This window comes from Methanobacterium aggregans (assembly GCF_017874455.1).
GTDB lineage: Archaea > Methanobacteriota > Methanobacteria > Methanobacteriales > Methanobacteriaceae > Methanobacterium_C > Methanobacterium_C aggregans.
Genome location: NZ_JAGGLN010000002.1, coordinates 324,805 through 343,844 on the forward strand (window position 1 = coordinate 324,805; position 19,040 = coordinate 343,844).

At 37.4% G+C, this 19,040-nt stretch carries 19 protein-coding genes; 11 read left to right on the forward strand and 8 right to left on the reverse strand.

Going from position 1 to position 19,040, the window contains the following annotated elements:
• Window positions 1-6 precede the first annotated feature (6 nt).
• The 4 genes from cfbE to J2756_RS04375 form a co-directional block, all read right to left on the reverse strand.
• The gene (gene cfbE / locus J2756_RS04360) at window positions 7-1,515 is read right to left on the reverse strand and encodes a coenzyme F430 synthase (protein ID WP_209582929.1); all 1,509 of its coding nucleotides are present in this window, start codon (window positions 1,513-1,515) and stop codon (window positions 7-9) included.
• Window positions 1,512-2,351: an NAD(+) kinase gene (locus J2756_RS04365; protein ID WP_209582931.1), complete on the reverse strand. Its 840-nt coding sequence runs from the start codon at window positions 2,349-2,351 to the stop codon at window positions 1,512-1,514. The genes cfbE and J2756_RS04365 overlap by 4 nt, the downstream gene beginning before the upstream one ends.
• Window positions 2,351-3,256, reverse strand: a complete 906-nt coding sequence (locus J2756_RS04370; protein WP_209582941.1) for a bifunctional fructose-bisphosphatase/inositol-phosphate phosphatase — start codon at window positions 3,254-3,256, stop codon at window positions 2,351-2,353. Before J2756_RS04370 ends, J2756_RS04365 begins: the two co-directional genes overlap by 1 nt.
• 76 nt (window positions 3,257-3,332) lie before the next feature.
• Window positions 3,333-3,776 carry a pyruvoyl-dependent arginine decarboxylase gene (locus J2756_RS04375; protein ID WP_209582943.1) on the reverse strand — a complete coding sequence of 148 codons (444 nt, stop codon included), beginning with the start codon at window positions 3,774-3,776 and terminating at the stop codon, window positions 3,333-3,335.
• A 306-nt stretch (window positions 3,777-4,082) separates the two neighbouring features.
• Here J2756_RS04375 and J2756_RS04380 point away from each other — a divergent pair, with 306 nt between their 5' ends.
• The 4 genes from J2756_RS04380 (at window position 4,083) to ade (ending at window position 8,986) form a co-directional block, all read left to right on the forward strand.
• On the forward strand, window positions 4,083-4,475 hold the full coding sequence (locus tag J2756_RS04380) for a translation initiation factor IF-5A (RefSeq protein WP_209582944.1): 393 nt from the start codon (window positions 4,083-4,085) through the stop codon (window positions 4,473-4,475).
• A gap of 55 nt (window positions 4,476-4,530) precedes the next feature.
• Window positions 4,531-5,424 (forward strand): agmatinase, encoded by an 894-nt coding sequence (speB, locus tag J2756_RS04385; protein ID WP_209582946.1) that lies wholly within the window; start codon window positions 4,531-4,533, stop codon window positions 5,422-5,424.
• A 310-nt stretch (window positions 5,425-5,734) separates the two neighbouring features.
• Window positions 5,735-6,955 carry an ornithine cyclodeaminase gene (locus tag J2756_RS04390; protein ID WP_209582948.1) on the forward strand — a complete coding sequence of 407 codons (1,221 nt, stop codon included), beginning with the start codon at window positions 5,735-5,737 and terminating at the stop codon, window positions 6,953-6,955.
• 411 nt (window positions 6,956-7,366) lie between these two features.
• Complete coding sequence (ade, locus tag J2756_RS04395; protein WP_209582950.1) at window positions 7,367-8,986, forward strand: adenine deaminase; 1,620 nt, start codon at window positions 7,367-7,369, stop codon at window positions 8,984-8,986.
• A gap of 120 nt (window positions 8,987-9,106) precedes the next feature.
• Here ade and J2756_RS04400 read toward each other — a convergent pair whose 3' ends face one another.
• The 3 genes from J2756_RS04400 to J2756_RS04410 form a co-directional block, all read right to left on the reverse strand.
• Window positions 9,107-9,727 carry a DUF447 domain-containing protein gene (locus J2756_RS04400; RefSeq protein ID WP_209582952.1) on the reverse strand — a complete coding sequence of 207 codons (621 nt, stop codon included), beginning with the start codon at window positions 9,725-9,727 and terminating at the stop codon, window positions 9,107-9,109.
• Between the two features lie 109 nt (window positions 9,728-9,836).
• Window positions 9,837-10,298, reverse strand: coding sequence for a DUF2124 family protein (locus J2756_RS04405; RefSeq protein WP_209582955.1), 462 nt, complete (start codon window positions 10,296-10,298; stop codon window positions 9,837-9,839).
• A 192-nt stretch (window positions 10,299-10,490) separates the two neighbouring features.
• Window positions 10,491-10,670 carry a hypothetical protein gene (locus J2756_RS04410; RefSeq protein WP_209583237.1) on the reverse strand — a complete coding sequence of 60 codons (180 nt, stop codon included), beginning with the start codon at window positions 10,668-10,670 and terminating at the stop codon, window positions 10,491-10,493.
• A gap of 237 nt (window positions 10,671-10,907) precedes the next feature.
• On the opposite strand from J2756_RS04410, the gene J2756_RS04415 reads away from it, so the two are divergent.
• The 4 genes from J2756_RS04415 to guaA all read left to right on the forward strand — a co-directional run bounded on the left by J2756_RS04415 (window position 10,908) and on the right by guaA (window position 15,536).
• Window positions 10,908-11,474, forward strand: a complete 567-nt coding sequence (locus J2756_RS04415; protein ID WP_209582957.1) for a GMP synthase subunit A — start codon at window positions 10,908-10,910, stop codon at window positions 11,472-11,474.
• Between the two features lie 68 nt (window positions 11,475-11,542).
• Complete coding sequence (locus J2756_RS04420; protein ID WP_209582960.1) at window positions 11,543-12,922, forward strand: DUF2142 domain-containing protein; 1,380 nt, start codon at window positions 11,543-11,545, stop codon at window positions 12,920-12,922.
• 186 nt (window positions 12,923-13,108) lie between these two features.
• Window positions 13,109-14,509: a DUF2142 domain-containing protein gene (locus tag J2756_RS04425; protein ID WP_209582961.1), complete on the forward strand. Its 1,401-nt coding sequence runs from the start codon at window positions 13,109-13,111 to the stop codon at window positions 14,507-14,509.
• A gap of 100 nt (window positions 14,510-14,609) precedes the next feature.
• Window positions 14,610-15,536 carry a glutamine-hydrolyzing GMP synthase gene (guaA, locus tag J2756_RS04430; protein WP_209582964.1) on the forward strand — a complete coding sequence of 309 codons (927 nt, stop codon included), beginning with the start codon at window positions 14,610-14,612 and terminating at the stop codon, window positions 15,534-15,536.
• Window positions 15,537-15,698: 162 nt separating this feature from the next.
• On the opposite strand, the gene J2756_RS04435 is transcribed toward guaA, so the two are convergent.
• Window positions 15,699-16,028 carry a cupin domain-containing protein gene (locus J2756_RS04435; protein ID WP_209582965.1) on the reverse strand — a complete coding sequence of 110 codons (330 nt, stop codon included), beginning with the start codon at window positions 16,026-16,028 and terminating at the stop codon, window positions 15,699-15,701.
• Between the two features lie 170 nt (window positions 16,029-16,198).
• On the opposite strand from J2756_RS04435, the gene msrB reads away from it, so the two are divergent.
• The 3 genes from msrB to J2756_RS04450 all read left to right on the forward strand — a co-directional run bounded on the left by msrB (window position 16,199) and on the right by J2756_RS04450 (window position 18,949).
• Entirely contained in the window at window positions 16,199-16,663 is a 465-nt protein-coding gene (gene msrB, locus J2756_RS04440) for a peptide-methionine (R)-S-oxide reductase MsrB (protein ID WP_209582966.1), read from the forward strand.
• An 89-nt stretch (window positions 16,664-16,752) separates the two neighbouring features.
• Window positions 16,753-17,922 (forward strand): Nre family DNA repair protein, encoded by a 1,170-nt coding sequence (locus tag J2756_RS04445; protein WP_209582967.1) that lies wholly within the window; start codon window positions 16,753-16,755, stop codon window positions 17,920-17,922.
• 37 nt (window positions 17,923-17,959) lie between these two features.
• The gene (locus J2756_RS04450) at window positions 17,960-18,949 is read left to right on the forward strand and encodes a DegT/DnrJ/EryC1/StrS family aminotransferase (protein WP_209582968.1); all 990 of its coding nucleotides are present in this window, start codon (window positions 17,960-17,962) and stop codon (window positions 18,947-18,949) included.
• Window positions 18,950-19,040 lie beyond the last annotated feature (91 nt).

A 19,040-nucleotide genomic window follows, 5' to 3' on the forward strand; every position in this document is an offset into this window, starting at 1 on the left:
CCATATCTACCTTCTCTCCACATCTGAATAATTGGATCTGTAAACAACAAGAACATTCCCAGAACCTGTGAAAAGAGCATGTTTCAATGCATCATCCAAAGTCTTTTTAAAGGTAAAATCCCGGTTTATAAGATTTTTAACATTCTTTCCAAGATCATCGACGAATATAAGATCTGTACGGGGATCCAATCTGTTCAAAACAAAAGATACTGCTTTTTCATCTATTTCTTCACAGGTAACTCCATACTTACCTCCGAAAACCACTGCCGAACCATTATCCTCATCTGAAATAGTGCTTAACATATTAACTGCCTTTTTAACAGCTTCAACATTCAATCCCGGATTGATCTCCTCTATAACCCTAACACCATTGTACTCCCTAATGGATGTCCTGCCATTTATGCCTTTAAAAGATTTTAAACCTTTTTTAATATTTTTTACTGGAGTTTCAAGTGTTAAAGCTGTACATACAACTGATAATATATTTTGAAGGTGGTAGGGTGCAGGTGCAAAGGCTGAAACTTCAAAGGATGTGTTAAGAATGTTTTCATTGACAGTTTTTAAATCAGAGACTTCCACTTGAAATACTGTTTCATAAAATCCAAATTCAATGTTGGATGCTTTGACGTTTGCATCCTGATTTAAACTGAATGTATTGGTTTTATCTTGAATATCTGCCATTAATATTCCATTTTGGAGTCCAGGTGATATTCCATTTTTAACCATCATCTCATTGTAAGCTGGGTTTTCTGCTGTTGAGTTTAAGTAAAATGAGTTGAAGGATTCGAAATCACATGCAACCATACGACTTCTGAATATTTGGGACTTTGCATCTGCAGCACAATTTGTTCCGCCAGCAACGGAGTAGTTTTCCACCACGTTGGTTAACACTCCAACATCAGCTAAACCAGTTCCCCCCAGTGAAGTTTCGAATATGCAGATACCCACTTCAAAGGGATTTTCAGATCTTTCAAGAAATTCTTCAAGAAGTTCCCATGCTTCCACTACACTTGCAGGGGTGATGCTTATGTTACCCTTTAATAAATGGCTTTCACCATTTTCAAGAACTTCAACACCTAAACTGCTTAGAACCAGTGGATTTAAATCCTTAAATATTTCTTTAAGCATTGATACTGTGCTGGTTTTCCCCTTAACACCTGTGACTTCAATAACCGGAACATCTATTCTTTTCCTCATGAGAAAGTCAACTGCCTCATGGTGGGTCATGAACCTTGAAACCTTCCCAGTTCCATTACTGCTTTCAGCAGTATCTGAGTCTTCAATGTATAATCCTAAATTACAATGTACCGGTGCAATTACCCATGAATCTTCATCGAGATCCTTTAAAAATTCAATTCCCACGAATTCCACATTTTTATTTCTTAAGGAGGTTTTAACATCTTCTTTCAGGGTTTGGTAAATGTCCCATGCGTACACATGAAACCCTGGAATTTCTGTAAACTGTGATGCAATCACTGTGCCTCCATGGGTCATGTCCACAATCAATACTTTCATGAACTTATTCCGCCCTTCGTGAGCTTTTCACGTACTTTTCTGTAGAAATCAGTTGTGAGTCTTACGAAGTAAGCATTGTTTTCAGCTTTTTTGAAGATTATCTCATCCATGTAGTTTATTTCTTCTTCGAACTGACCATCTATGACGGCTATTGCCTTTTTACCTTCACGTAACAGTTTTACTTTTATAACACTGTCGTTGGATACAACCGTTGGTCTTGCACCCAGTTTGAAGGGACATATTGGCACTATTATAAAGGCACCAACCCTTGGATCAACTATGGGACCTCCTGCAGACATTGAATATGCAGTTGACCCGCTTGGAGTTGCCACTATAAGGCCATCTGCCCGGAGTTCTTCAACAACTTCATCATCAACCTTTATCTCTATGTGCAGCATTTTAGCAGGTTTTCTGGTCATTAAAACAACTTCGTTGAGTGCTGAATGGAGTTCCTTGTTGTGCCATACCTGCAGCTGTGTACGTTCCTCAACAAAATAGTTACCCTTTAAAACTTCTCCTATTGCAGTTAATGCATTTTCAGGATCGATTTCTGTGAGAAACCCAACTGTACCCATGTTTATCCCAAAAAGAGGTATTTTTTTCTTGTTGATAAAGCTCTGGGTTCTGAGTATGGTTCCATCCCCACCAACCGCTATTACCATATCCACATTCATGTCTTCAAGTTCACAGCTTAATTCTTTATACTCTTTGAGTTCATCTGTCAGGGGTGTGTCAATGAATGTTTCAACATCATTTTCTATTAAAAAATCGACTATCTTTTTGCCGAGTTCAACAGCTTCACCAATATCACTACGGGCTACAACTCCTACACGCATTAAATTCCCCCTAATATTCTTATTATATCCTTGTGAATGTTTTGATTACATGATGCAATTATTGAAGTTCTCTCGAGGACGTTCAACTTACCATCAAGTTCTTTACAGCTTTCATCCGTAACTAAACCCTTTGTTTCCTCTATTATTAGTTTTGCAGCAGATACATCCACTATCCTAAGGGTTCCCCTTATATCAATGAATGCGTCGTAGGTTCCATCTGCAACGTAGCAGAGTTCAATTGCAACGGAACCCAGAATTCTCATCCGTCTAACTGCCTTACAAAGGCCGTCTATTTTACCCATATCTGCCCTGTAGATGTATGCCCCAACCGAAGAGGTTGAAATATCCTGGACTGTTGAAGGGGTGAGTTTTTTTCCATTTAAAGTAGCTCCACAACCCTTTACTCCCTCATAAACATCGCCAGTTGCAAAGTTTTGAACGAATCCAAGTTCAATGTCCTTGATTGTGAGGTTATCTGTTCCTCCAGTACTGGGGTCCCTAAATGGGGAGGATTTAAGTTCTGATTGTGTTGATTTTATTGTTTTAGACTCTTTGGATGCATCTGCAACTGCAACTGATATTCCATAGGCAGGTATGTTTTTTATGGCATTGCTTGTACCATCAAGGGGGTCAACAACAAAAACAACTTCAGAAGCACCTTCTCCAATTTTAAGTTCACCTATCTCCTCACTTATCAAAGTTACAGGCCTTCCAGTAGCTTCTAAAATTTCAACCACCTTATTTTCTGCAGCTATATCAATTAATTTTGTTGGAGTGCCATCTGCACCCATTTTAACTATTTCCCCACCTTTTTTAGTACCTACCAATGGAGAAATAACTTCTGAAGCTTCATGCATCATATCCAGTGATACATCACTCCAGAACTTGATATCTTTTTCATTCATTATTATTACCCCGTTAAAGTTTTTAGGTATAAAACACACTGCAAATCCCCATTTAAACAACTTTTATCATGGAATGTTATTTCAGGTAAACAACGGATGCAACCACTGCACCTTGCTTTTTAACTCTATGACTTTCATGTGCCATTAGTATTTCCTTTATCTCAAGACCTCTGATGTCCATCATGTATCGAACCATCTCTTCTGCTTCTTTTTTTACATCTTCTACGTCCCTGTTGACACCAGAACTCTCCACAACACATCCAAAATCATCAGACGTTGCAAGGGCCACAGCAGCAGATATGAGATCACCCTCGTTATCTGATGAAGCATAGGAAAGAACACAGTTCACCATTTCCCCTGCAGGAAATTCTGGGAGTTCAACTACTTTGGTACCTGCAGGAAGTATGCTTGAAACTTTTATGAGATTTATATCGCCTATTCCCGCATCTAAAAGTGCATTATCAAATGCATTGAGTTTTGTTGGGCCTTCTGCCCTTCCGGAGGTTATTGAAACTTTCATTTGTATCACTTGATTGACCATTGGCTATGCTTCAAGCATATTTTAATGGCTTGGTAACTTAAAAACTTAAATATTGAAAAAAATATACGTAAATCTATACCTATTCTATATCAAGGAGTATCTATAATAACTTTGCATGTATAAACATAACAGAGGTACATCCTATTGATGGAACATTGGTTGTTTTACGTTTTCAGAAATTTGAACCTAAACAAGGATTCAATCTAATTGAATGTAAAATATGTCTTAATATATCTTAATTGTTCTTGATTAAGAATTAAGAAGATTACACTGGAGGTAAATAATATGTCAAAGAAGGTAGTGGAAGTTAAAACCTTAAAAGTCGGTAAATATGTAATATTAGGTGATGAAGCATCAAAAATCACACACATACAGACATCATCCCCTGGAAAACACGGTGCTGCAAAGGCAAGGATTGAAGCAGTTGGAGTATTCGACAACCAGAAAAGAAGCCTGGTCAAACCTGTTGACGCAAAGATAGACATTCCAATGATAGACAAACGTGCAGCTCAGGTTCTTGCTTTAATGGGAAGCGATGTTCAGCTTATGGATCTTGAAACCTATGAAACATTTGAGCTGCCTATCCCTGATGAACTAAAAGATAAGCTCATAGAAGGTGTTGAAGCCGATTATATCGTTGCAATGGGCAACATGAAGCTCATGAGAGTAAAAGGGTAAGTGGTTACCAACCAAATAACTACTTCCTCCTTGGGATCATCTGAAGGTATGATAAATGCTTTTTTATACAGAAAGTCCATTAAAATTTGCTTTTTCAAGAGAAGCTAATGATTTTAATTACAATGCCCTTGAAAAATCCGTAGATGATCCGCAGAAACCCGTGTTCGGTATTGTAGGTGTGCCCTTTGACAGCACAACAACCTACAAACCAGGCGCAAGGTTCGGTCCTCGATTCGTGAGGGAAGCATCTTACAACTTTGAAAGGTACAACTTCATTTTAAATAAAAATCTCGATGCTGAAGTCTACGATCTAGGGGATGTTGAAGTTGTCCATGGAAACTTCCAAAAAACTTCCAAAAACGTTGAATCAACCATTTCAGAAATTCTTGACATGGAAATGGTTCCAGTGACAATTGGAGGCGAACACAGCATAAGTTACAGTGTTTTGAAAGCCATTGCAAATGAAGACGTGACTGTTATACATTTCGATGCCCACTGTGACCTCATAGACAGGTACATGGATGAAAAATATTCCCATGCAACTGTTATGCGGAGAATATTCGATTTGAATCCAAGGGAGATCATCCAGATAGGTGTGAGATCTGCTTCAGAGGAAGAAGCATTCTTAGCATCAAAAGAGGTTATCAAACAGTTCAAACCCAATGAAGTTAGAAATAATCTTGATGCCGTTGAAAGGGTCATAAAATCTGTTGATGGGCCAGTATACGTGAGCCTGGACCTGGACGTTCTAGACCCTGCCTACGCACCATCTGTTGGAACACCTGCACCCTGCGGTCTGAACCCCCATGAACTTGAAAGACTCATATTCAGCTTAAAAAATAAGGATATTATTGGATTTGACCTTGTTGAAGTTTCATCAACACAAATGGGAGATATAACTTCAATAAACGGTGCAAAAGCCATATACGACTTTTTATGTTTGAACTGAATTTTCTCTGAAAAAATGATCTGAGAAAAATTGAGTAACTTGAATGATCTCGCTTTTTTAGCTTTTCTTTTATTTATGGTTAATTCAACCAAAATTTAATATCATACATCGGATACAGATATAAGAATCTAATTACTAAAAGCCATGAAAAAAGGATGGATTAAAAATTTGATGTAAAATTCCATTTAAACCTTATTTCTTGCTTTACATTATTCATTGAAAAAATAAGTTTAAAAATAATTAATAATTAAGATAAATAATAATTGAAGTACTTAAAAACAGTTGATTAAAAATTTGAAGGTGGATAACTATGTACACAAGAGAAGTCACACTTTCCGGCCATATAATAGACTCCCTGGCCCTTCCAAAAACCCTGGATCTCATAATGGATAAGGGGGGAGACTTCAAAATACTGGAATTTGAAGTGGGTAAACGAAAAAAAGATTCAAGTACTGCACGTATACGTGTTGCAGCAGAAAGCGAGTCTCTTCTCGGAGAAATACTCGATGAACTCAGTGAAATTGGTGCACTTGTTGTAGAAATAAAGGAAGTTCAGTTTTTAAGATCCGAGAAAGATAAAACACTTCCACCTGATTTTTATTCAACAACCCACCATCCAACCTACATACATTGTGAAGGCGAGTGGATACCTGTGGAAGACATAGAAATGGACTGCATGATAGTTTTCAACCCTGAAACAAAAAGTGCGTTCTGCAAGCCAATTGGACGGATCAGGAAAGGAGATCTGGTTGTTGTTGGAAGGGAAGGTATAAAGGTTGTACCTCCAGAAAGGCCAAGGGGTAAAAAAGGTGTCTTCGAATTCATGTCAAGTGAAGCATCCTCTGAAAAGCCAATAAAGTCCACAGTGCGAAAGATAGCATCTGAAATAAAGGAAATAAAACGGAACAATGGCAAAATAGCAGTTGTTGCAGGACCTGCAGTTGTTCACACTGGCTCAGCACCGGTACTGGCCCAGATGATAAAGGATGGAATTGTTGATGTGATCTTTGCAGGTAACGCCCTTGCAACCCATGATATAGAAAGTGCACTCTACGGCACATCCCTTGGAATATGTGTGAAAAGTGGTGAAGCCACTGTAAGAGGACATAAACACCATATATATGCAATAAACGAAATAAATAAGGCAGGATCCATAAGGGAAGCTGTTGAAAGTGGTGTTCTTAAAAAGGGAATAATGTACGAATGTATAAAAAATAACGCACCCTATGTTCTTGCAGGTTCCATAAGGGACGATGGTCCACTTCCTGATGTCATAACAGATGTTATCGATGCTCAGGATGAGATGAGAAAGTACGTGAAGGACGTGGATATGGTTATAATGATCTCAACCATGCTACACTCCATAGCAGTTGGAAATATCCTCCCATCACACGTTAAAAGTATATGTGTGGATATAAACCCCGCAACAGTTACAAAACTCGCAGACAGGGGGAGTGCTCAGGTTGTAGGTATTGTAACGGATGTTGGAGCCTTTCTGCCAATGCTCAATGAGGAATTGAAAAGGGATTAAGGGGATTTAAAACCTTAATTCCCAAACCTCAAAAAGATAATTTGGTTCTATTTTTTTAGCTTTTTTTTAATTTTTCAAGTTTATTGTAACTTCGATACACAGGGGACGTTACATCTCCTTAAAGGTAATTTCCCCTTATATTCTGAAATTATTTCAATAAAACAATTTTTAAGTTACTTCAATTTAATCTGTGCATTTCATAGCTCCTTTTAAATGTATCCTGGAATTTAAGATTGTATCAACTAATAAAAATTATTAAAAATTATCAGTAGAAACTCGATTTAATTATATAAATTGAGGGTAAATTAAACAATAATTCAAAAAAAAAGTTTGAACCTTCTCCCACCTATTAAAATTTAATCAAATAAAGGGCATGACACTATCATTAATCCATTAAATGGAGCTAAAAAAATGATCAAAGGCAATATGTTAAATGTATTCACTGAAGAGATATATCCTGCAGAGTTAAAAGTTAAAAATGGAATCATAACCTGTGTAAAACCTGTAAAAAAAAGCTTTGACAATATAATTATTCCAGGCCTCATAGATGCTCATATACACATCGAAAGCTCCATGCTCACACCTTCACGCTTTGCAGAGACAGTTGTGCCCCATGGAACCACTGCAGTTGTTTCAGATCCCCATGAAATTGCAAATACCATGGGTCTTGACGGGATCCAGTACATGATGGATGATGCAGCCAACGTTCCCCTTAAAACATACTTCACAGCCCCATCATGCGTCCCCGCAACCTCCTTTGAAACATCCGGTGCCATAATCGGCCCAGAAGAAGTTGAAAAACTCCTTAAAATGGATGGTATCGTTGCCCTTGGTGAGATGATGAACTTTCCAGGGGTTTTAAATGAAGACCCCCATGTTCTTGGAAAGATAGATGCTGCAAAAAGGTTCAAAAAACCTGTTGATGGTCATGCACCCCTGTTATCCGGTTCAGAACTCTGTAAATATGTTAGTTCCGGAATATCAACAGAACATGAGTGCACAGAGATTGGTGAAGCCCTTGAGAAGAAACGATTGGGTATGAAGCTCATGCTGCGTGAAGGTTCATCAGCAAAGAACCTCAAGGACCTCTTCACTGCAGGGGGCGAATTCATTGTATCCGATGACAAGCACCCAGAAGACCTGCAGATGGGACATGTGGATGTTATGATTCGGAATGCTGTGGAATATGGAGTTGATCCAGTTGAAGCAGTTAAAATGGTCACACTAAACCCTTCAAATCATTACGGCCTTAATTCAGGATCCATATCCCATGGAAAACCTGCAGATCTTGTTTTTGTGGATGATCTTGAGAACTTCAAGGTTGAAAGGGTTTTCATAAATGGAGAACTCGTTGCAGAGGAAGGTAAACCACTCTTCAAAGTCAAACCCCTTGATATTAAGGGCACATTCAACTTTAAACCTAAAACAGCCCAGGATTTTCAGGTTAAATCAATACAGAATAATGTTAAAGAAACAGTCAGGGTGATCGAGGTTCTGGAGGGTCAGCTTTTAACCCTTGAATCTGAAGCCATTTTAAACGCACCCAAGGGATCCATAGAGGCTGATGTAACAAATGACATCCTTAAAATTGCGGTTGTAGAACGTTATGGGCATAACAGAATCTCGAATGCATTTGTAAAGGGTTTTGACCTTAAAAAAGGAGCTATTGCATCCAGTGTTGCCCATGATTCCCACAACATAGTGGTTGTTGGAACAACAAGCCATGACATGGCAGAAGCTGTTAACAAACTTTTAAAAATTAATGGAGGCATTGTAGCTACTGCAGATGGTGAATTTTCAGTTTTAAATCTTCCAATAGCTGGTTTAATGAGTAAAAGCCCTGTTGATGAAGTTGCAGATAAATTGAATGAACTTCATGGTTTTGTAAGGAATATGGGTTCCAAGCTGAAATCCCCCTTTATGACCATGTCCTTCATGGCACTGCTTGTAATTCCAAAGCTTAAAATAAGTGATCAGGGATTGTTCAATGTTGAAACCTTTGAATTCGTTGATGTTGTTAAGAAGGATTAAGAAGGTTCTAAAGGGAAGGTTGTCTGAAAATAATTATAAAAATAGATTTGAAAAACTTTAAAAAATATTAAAAATGCCTTAAAATGGATTAAATTTAAAATAGGTCCAATTCATGTAGTATTACTCGTACTTGCTGAATGCATCTGAAATTCTCTTCATAGCCCGTTTATGTTCCAAACCACCTACCTTGTTCACTATCCGTGAGATCTCCCTCATACGGTGGCGGTAAAGTTTCTCCATATCCCCTGAAACCATTTCCATCCGTGTGAGATAAACAAGTGCTTCTATAACTCCATAAATTGCCCTGTTCAATGGTTCAACATGATCTTTTTTCTTCACAATTTCCTGAACCTTCGCATTGATCACAGTGGTTGTGGAAACCCCGAACTGGTCTTCCCTCTCAACATCACGCATACGCAGAACTTCCACCACCAAAAATGCATCTGTCCCCTTTATATAGTAACCATTATCAAAATGCTCAAAAGATTCTTGAGAAGGATTTCCCAGGGTTGATTCCACAAAAACCATTGGATCTTTGGTTATGTTAACAAGGAATTTTTCTTCCCTTTTTACGTTCATCACAGTTTGGGATCCCTGGTGCAGGTACAGTACAACCTCATTTTCATTCTTACAGATGACACCCATTGGGGCTGCATTAGGTGTTCCATCCTCGTTTCTTGTGGTCACAACTGTCTCGTAGAGAAGACCCCTTTCCATTCCAACAGATTCCAGGTTCAACAAAATTCAGCCACCTTTTTTTTAGTTATGAAATTTATCTTTGCAAATCTTTACATAGCCTGTATGGATGTGGGTCACCAAGAGACCTGAGACTGTCAGTTTCAAGGTCACCTTATTTTTTAAGGACGTAACCCTCAAGATTTCCATTGATTATGCAGTCAAATTCAATTTCCTTGTCCCACCCTGCGTTCTGGAACATCCTGTTGTAACAGAGACCCAGGAGTTTTCCATCCTTTTTGAGTATCTTGGAAACCATTGCATTCACATCTTCTGGTTTTATATTCGCCTTTGGAAGTGTTAATCCCCCAAGAATAGCCACAACATCTGCATGAGGATCTGCATCCCCTGAAAACTGCATTCCTTGAGGTGTTAGTTCTACCTTACGTGCCGTGCTCAGATCTAGGCCAGTTACAAATACAGATTCCTTGTCCCTTACAGCATAGGCAAAAAGCTCTGCAAATGGGCTGCAAACACCGGACATTCCTGCAAATGTGATTTTCTGGGCTTCAGCCACTTCTTCCTTAAATGCTAAGATGTTCTCTGTAATTCCACTAAATTCCTTTACCTTCCTCATTGTATCGCCTTGATCCTTATTTGAATCAAAGGTTTATATTAATGGTTGGGTTAATATTGAGGGGCAACCATCTCAAATTTGAAAGGTAAAAAGAATTTTGTTAGTTAGGATTATCCATTATGATTTTAAATCTTCTAAAATTTGGTGGAAATAATAAAATGAGGTAAGATAAATGGTATGAAGCTTGAGGATTCAGAAGTTATTCGAAGCCCCTTTCATTATTATATAGATTATGTAAGCAATTATAAGAATTATTATAACTGGTAAAAGCCATATCAGAAGATAAAAAACTGCAACAGCCAGTACAATAGCCACTATTATATATGCAATTTCTCTAAGCTCCATGTTCTTTTCTAAGTGGTGGCGATACATAAATATATTTCTATAAAAAATCTATATTCCTATAAAAAAATAAGATCGATCCATTCAGAACACAGCTTAGATTAACTCTTAAATCAATTGATCAAAACCAAGGGATGGATCATGAAAATAAGAATTTTTACAATGTTCCTATGGAAACTGAAACAAATTAAGTAAATAATGTTTCAAAGGGACATAATACATTAATTACAGGATTAAAATAATTAAATCAAAATAAGGAGAGTTTATATGAAGATATTGGTTGTTAACAATCACGGACAGTACAATCACAGAATTTACAGGACTCTGCACTACCTCAAGATACCTGCAGAGATGATACCCAACACAACAACTTTAGATGAAATAAAGGAAAAAGAAGCTGCAGGAATAGTTTTAGGTGGTGGCCCATCCATTGAAAGGGCAGGAAACTGTGCAGAGTACATCAAAAATCTGGATATTCCCATACTTGGAATATGTCTGGGTCACCAGATCATAGCACAAACCTACGGTGGAGAAATAGGTGCTGCGGGTGTTGAAAGCTATGCCAAAATTAAACTGGATATAATCGATGAAAATGAGATTTTCAAGGGACTTGGACCTGAAATGGAAGTATGGGCATCCCACAAAGATGAGATTAAAACAGTTCCTAAAGGATTTAAACTCCTTGCATCTTCTTCGATATGCAGTGTTGAGGCAATGAAACATGAAACTAAGCCTATCTATGGAATACAATTCCATCCTGAAGTTCATCATACTGAGAACGGTGAGAAGATCTTCGAGAATTTTTATGGGGTTTGTAAGGACCTCCATAAATAATAAATTTTTCTTAATAATCGTTATATTAAATGGAAAGCTTTATAATTCAATGATAACGAGTTATTTTAATGATTAACAAAATTAGGGAAATCCCTCCGCAGAAGATCTTTTTAATAATTGGAATAATCTATGGAATACTCTTTCTGATTGTAACACCCCCATTCCAGGTTCCAGATGAACCTGCACACTTTTACAAATCTTACCTTTTAAGCCAAGGCACAATTGCACCAGAGAAAGTCGGAGATCAAAATGGATTTTATCTGCCTAAAAATGTTAGGGAAACTGTGATTAAATTTGGTTACCTCAGTTTCAACCCTGCACAAAAGATAAGCTTTAAGAAAATTGTATCACTATCACAGCCTTTCGATAGGAGTGATAGAATGTTTCTGAGTAAATTAGCAACTGCAGGGTATCCTCCGCTTCCGTATGTTGCTTCTGCAGTTGTGATGGCATTTCTTAACCTGTTTAACTGTTCCGTGCTCACATTGATGTACGCAGGCAGACTAATCAACCTCTTAGTATGGTTAACACTCGTCTACCTGGCAATAAAAATAACACCCATCCACAAATGGGTCTTCACACTACTAGCACTAATGCCCATGACACTAGCCCAAGCAGCCTCACTCTCAGCAGACAGCTTCACAATAGCAATATCCTTCCTAACAATAGCAACAATACTCAAATACACATTCCAAACCACAAAAATCGGAAAAAAACAGATTATCACCCTCCTACTCCTAACAATAACCCTAACACTATCAAAAACAGGATACTTCCTAATACTACTACTACTCCTCATAATACCCAAAGATAAGTTAGGTGGACTAATAAAGAAGATGACCCTAATTATCTCCCTATTTTTAACGTCCATTATTACCAATCAGTTATGGACTTATTTATTGAAGTTATTGACCCCTAAAACAACTGCAACCGCCCTGGGTACCAACACTTTATCCTCCATAATTACAGATCCCCTTAACTTTGGAGGAATATTCCTTCATACTTTAAGTGTTTACTCAAAAGATTATGTCATATCATTTGTTGGGAGCTTTGGCTGGTTGGATACACCCCTACCCTATGATTTAACCCTCGTTTATTTGATCGTATTAGTATTAGTTGCTTTGCTCGATAAAGAACAGTTAAAAATGCTTTTAAAACAAAAAATAATCGCCATTACAGGATTCATTATCCCCTTTAGTTTAATACTGGTAAACCTGTACACATCATGGACTCCTTTGGGTGCAAATGTAATATCAGGAGCCCAAGGAAGGTACTTCATCCCAATAGCCCCAATGCTCTTCCTAATATTCTACAACAACAGGGAAAAAATAGTGTTAAAGGGTAAAAAAATAAATTTAAGCCCTAACCTGTCTTTATTCACCACAATTGTTGTGTTAATATTTTTAACCATTTCAATTCGTGTAATAGCTCTTAGATTTTATTTTTAAATTTCATATTTTTTTAAAAAAATATAACCATAAGAAAGGTTTTATCTAGTTTTTATCTGTTTAGCACTTTAATATCATTTTTTTACAAATATACATGAAATAAACTTGATTATTTTAGAATAAAACCTTTAAATGAGGGTTTTATTAAAAAAGTTTTTATAATACATAAGGAAATAGTAATATTCCATGCTAACTGCAATAAAGGAAATGCCCCCGCAGAAGATCTTTTTAATAATTGGAATAATCTATGGAATACTCTTTCTGATTGTAACACCCCCATTCCAGGTTCCAGATGAAGAGGTGCACTTTTACAAATCTTACCTTTTAAGCCAAGGCACATTTACTCCAGAAAAGGTAGGAAATCAAGCAGGATTCCATGTTTCAGGAGTTTTAAAAGATACAACCCGTGAATTTAGATACCTACGATATCCAGATAGTAAAGTTCCGTTAAAATTAATTTTTTCCGCCCTATCAGAACCAGTTGGGACAAATAAAAATGTTTTAATACATCCAGACAATCTAAACTGCCCCATACCCATATCTTATCCTCCGCTTCCGTATGTTGCTTCTGCAGTTGTGATGGCATTTCTTAACCTGTTTAACTGTTCCGTGCTCACATTGATGTACGCAGGCAGACTAATCAACCTCTTAGTATGGTTAACACTCGTCTACCTGGCAATAAAAATAACACCCATCCACAAATGGGTCTTCACACTACTAGCACTAATGCCCATGACACTAGCACAAGCAGCATCACTCTCAGCAGACAGCTTCACAATAGCAATATCCTTCCTAACAATAGCAACAATACTCAAATACACATTCCAAACCACAAAAATCGGAAAAAAACAGATCATCGCCCTCCTACTCCTAACAATAACCCTAACACTATCAAAAACAGGATACTTCCTAATACTACTACTACTCCTCATAATACCACAGGAAAACTTTGGGAACAAAATGAGAAAAATAGTGGTACTTCTGTCCACCTTACTAACAGCCATAACAATTACTGGATTGTGGGATTATCTACTGAAGATAGCAACACCCATTTCAACGATCAATCAAGCGCAGAATAATACAGTAACCCACATACTAATAGATCCTATCCACTTCACAAACATATTGATCAACACAATAACCAGTAACTTCACTTTTTATTTAAACAGTTTTGTTGGTTGTTTTGGATGGTTAAACAGTCCCCTACCTCTTTTCATGGTATTTGGTTATTTAAGTGTGCTTATTTTGGTTTCGTTGCTAGATAAAAATCAATTAAAAATCAAAACAAAACAAAAAATAATCACAATGATCCCCTTTTCCATTATTTCATTTTTAATTTTCCTTGCTATTTATACAACATGGGGGCAAATAAGTGCATACCTAATCGGAGGAGTGCAGGGAAGATATTTCATCCCAATAGCCCCAATGTTCTTCCTAATATTCTACAACAACAGAGAAAAAATAGTGTTAAAGGGTAAAAAAATAAATTTAAGCCCTAAAAACTTACCATTATTCATAATAATCATATTATCAATATATCTATCATTTTCTATCTTCCAAATTGTAACACGATTCTATATGATATGAGGGGGTATACGACTTCCATCAAAAAAAAACATCCCCATCATATACCTAAAAATTTATACTTGTTCCCCTAAAAATAGATCATAATATTTAAGGTGAAAAAATGTTCGATCCATCTGATTTTATAACAGAATCCATAGAAGAAATAAAAAGGAAAATAGGCGATAAAAAAGCCATAATAGCATTATCTGGAGGAGTTGACAGTTCTGTAGCATCTGTTTTAACATCTAGAGCAATAGGAAACCAGTTACTTGCAGTCTTCGTTGACCACGGACTTTTACGTGAAGGAGAAGCAAATTACGTTCAAAAAACATTTGAAAATAGGCTCAATTTCGTTTCTGTAGATGCTAAAGATGAATTTCTGGGAAGGCTTGAGGGTGTTGAGGACCCTGAAGAAAAACGGAAGATCATCGGTGAAGTATTCATAAGGGTTTTTGAAAGAATTGCAGAAGAAGAAGGAGCTGAATTCCTTGTTCAGGGCACAATAGCTCCGGACTGGATAGAAAGTCAGGGAAACATCAAATCCCATCACAACGTTGCACTGCCCCATGGACTTGTTCTTAAGGTTGTTGAACCCATAAGAGAACTTTACAAGGATGAAGTCAGGTTACTGGGAAGTGAAATGGGCCTTCCTGATGAAATGATATCAAGACAACCTTATCCGGGGCCGGGACTTGCTGTGCGTATTGCAGGAAAGATAACTCCTGAAAAAATAGAGGTATGCCGGAAAGCAAACGCAATAGTTGACGAAGAAGTCAAGAAGGAAGGGTTAGATAAAACTCTGTGGCAGTACTTTGCAGTTTTAACAGATACCAAAGTTACAGGAGTTAAGGGAGATATAAGGGACTATGGATACCTTGTTGTAATACGTATGGTTGAGTCACTGGATGCCATGACTGCAGATGTACCAGAACTCCCATGGAACATGGTTAAAACAATTTCACAGCGAATAACTGCTGAAATATCCGAAGTAACCCATGTTGCACTTTCTGTAAGTGATAAACCACCAAGCACCATTGAACTGGCTTAAAACCTCTTTTTTTATTAAATTTTTTTTAATATTTTTTTTTGCAGCTTCATTAGGGTTTCTGATGTTTTTTTCTAATTTTCTGTTGATTGAAAAAGAGAAAAAAGTGTTCTATAAAAAAATCTTAGTCCTTTTAATGGTTTTATTTCAATCCAGAGTAATTTACTAAATGTAATCTTTCCTAACTGGAGAGAAAACTTCAATGGCAACTGAATCTTCCTTTATTTCAGCCCCATGTTCTATATTCCCTTTGATGGACCAGCTGTCACCAGGTTTCATGTTATAATACTCACCATCTATCTTTAAAATTATGTTTCCAGATACAAGGTATCCTGTCTGTTCCTCCAGATGTTTGTGCATTGGCAGATTATTCCCACCATCCAGTACAAACTCCGTTAACAATGTTTTAGAACCGTAAACCAATGTTTTGCGCTTAATACCCTCAGAAACTTCTATGTAATCTTTTTTATCAGTACTAACTTCATGGTTGGACATATCTTCACCCAAAAATATAAATTATTAAGGTAGTTATTAGGTAGTTATTAAGATATTTAGATGTTTAATTAGTTGATTTTATAACTTTTAAAGGTTTATCTTATGAATTCTTTCAGTGATTTTTCTAAAATAAAAAAAAAGTTATGATAAAAAATCAAAATATATTATCTATGAAAAGCTCAAGTTCCCATGATTCTGAAAGGATTCCAATATACTCCCACAAAACCCGTGAAGTAGAAATTGTGGAAAAAATTGAAAAAACCCCTGAAGAATGGAGAAAACTTCTTACTCCAGATTCTTACAGGGTTTCAAGGGAAAAAGGTACGGAAATTGCTTTTACTGGGAAGTACCATGACTGCCATGAGGATGGTATATACAGGTGTGTTTGCTGTGGAACGGATCTCTTCGATTCAAAAACGAAATTCGATTCAGGGACAGGATGGCCAAGTTTCTGGGCACCCATTGCAGAAGAAAATGTTCAAACGAAATCAGATCGAAGCCTTCTTATGGTGAGAACCGAGGTTCTCTGCGCCAGATGTGATGCACATCTTGGACATGTCTTCGATGATGGTCCAGAGCCCACAGGTAAAAGGTACTGCATGAATTCAGCATCCCTGACCTTTGTAAAAAGGTAGGATGGATTGATCAAAAACTCCAACTTTCATGAATACTTATCAACTCCTCACTAATTTTTTATTGAATAAAATGGATACTATTTAACAACATGATAAACGGAAAAACAGCTTACCTCAAAAAATTGACATCACGGATGAAGATGCAGTCTGTGGATGTTGGTAAAGAACTTGAGGGCAGTACCCCTCCATCTGTTTTTATAGGAAGCTGGAACTACCCCAAGGTATATGCAGGCCCAATGATTGCACCTCTTCAGGGAGATACAACTATAATGGACACTCCTGAGTCCTGGATCCCCCAGGAGAAAACTCAGGAGGACATAATTGGTTACAGGCTCAACCTGGTTCGTGGAAAGCAGCTTGTGGGGATAAGGGATCTTGAAAACAATTTTGTGGAGAAGCTTCAGGAGATATCCCTTGCATCCAACTCAATAGACAGTGCAGCGGAGTTTGGAAACAAACCTCGTGGACTTTCTTTCAGCGATGAACATGCACCCCACGGCCCAAGTGCCCTTATACAGAAGTTCGATATTGACAGTGTGAAGTGGGATCATGAACTTGAGAAAACTTACTACGACAGTGATTTAAAGGCTTCAGATGCCCTGATGGATCTTCACAATAAGGATGTTCCATTTTCCAACATGCAGAAGGCATTTTCTGTGGGTGCAATGGGTGTTGGTAAACGAAGGCGTCTTGTACCAACCAGATGGTCCATTACAGCATGTGATAGTACCATAGCCGATCATCTCTTAAAAGAGGTTAGATACAATGATCTAATAGATTCCCACAGGGTCTATGAATTTTCAAGCCTCAACAACTACTACGCCATACTCCTCCTACCCCTTGAGTGGCAGTACGAGTGGATGGAAGCATTTTTACATGTTTTAAATCGTGAAGAATTGATATTCTCAGATTATGAAGAAAATAGTGGCAAAAAAGGATATTCAAGGGTTGGGGGATGTTACTACACCTGCAAAATGGCTGTGCTGGAAGAACTTACCCGTATGAAAAAACAGGCAGGAGCCATAGTTTTAAGGGAAGCTTACAATGGATACGTTCCCCTCGGAGTTTTCAACGTGCGTGAGAATGTTAGACATGCAATGAACCAGCCTTACCAGGAATTTGAGGATATGAAGTCTGCACTCAACTACATATCAACGAAGTTAAAACTACCAATGGACAGGTTCGTTAAACAGAGCGACCTTTTAAAAGAGCTTTTACAGTCAAGACAGACAACTCTTGATGCTTTCATACCTAAATAGATTTTTGAATATCTTTTGAAATAAATGGAGGATTTAATTGAAACTCGTTTTTAGAAGACCATCAAAGGCTACAAGAGAAGCCATGTGTAAATCTGCCCTCAACATCAGACACGTGCCTGGAAGTAGATACGAAGAAGTATCTGCTGCAGAAGAGATCGTATCAAAAACAACAGGGCATGAATACGCTAAAATTGTTGGAAGCGGTAACTCTGCAATACTTGCAGTTATGAGCAGCTTCAAAGAAAGGATAATGGTTCCAGATCAGGGAGGTTGGAGTGGTTTCAGGAAGATGGCAGATTTCAAGAGTATTGAAACTGTTGAGGTACCCACAAATATGGGAATAATAAACCCTGATGTTTTAAGTGAACATGTCAAATTTCAAAACCCTGAAGCATTCTTTATAACAAGTTTTGCGGGTTACATGGCAGAACAACCAGTTAAGGAGATATATGAAGTTTGTGATGACAATGGAGTTGTGCTGGTTGAGGATGCATCTGGATCCATTGGCTATCCTGAGAAAATGCTTGCAAATGGAAACCATGCACATGTTATAATTGCATCCACTGGATCTCCAAAGACAGTGAATGTTGGAAGTGGAGGATTCATCACAACCAACAATAAAAAGATTTTATATAGTTCTAATTACATTTTAAAGAGCTTGAAAGCTGATCCTGTGACATGTGCAGGTATAGCTGAAGAAATAAAAAATGCTCCAGAGATAGTTTCAAAGACCTTGAAATCCTGTAAAATTTTGAAAGAAAAACTGAGTGAACTCAAAATATATCACAGGGATAAAAGGGGCATTAATGTGTGCATAGCTTCGGATGATCCCAAAAAGTTGGGTTATGAACTCAGGCACGGCTTTGATGTTGATGGTGGTGGAATTGTAACAGTTTGTCCACGTTACGATAGGTTAAAAGAAAAGGCTGTGTGTGTAGAGATGAAAAATCTTGATGTTGACTGTTTGAATAATGAAAACATCACAAAGATCTCTGAGATTATTCTTGAAACTCTTAGATCATCCTAAATCTGTAAAAAAAGTTAATTTTATAAGTATTTCCTATTTTATAGATTGTAAAAATTATTTTATTTAATTATTTCTTGAATTTCATTCCCTT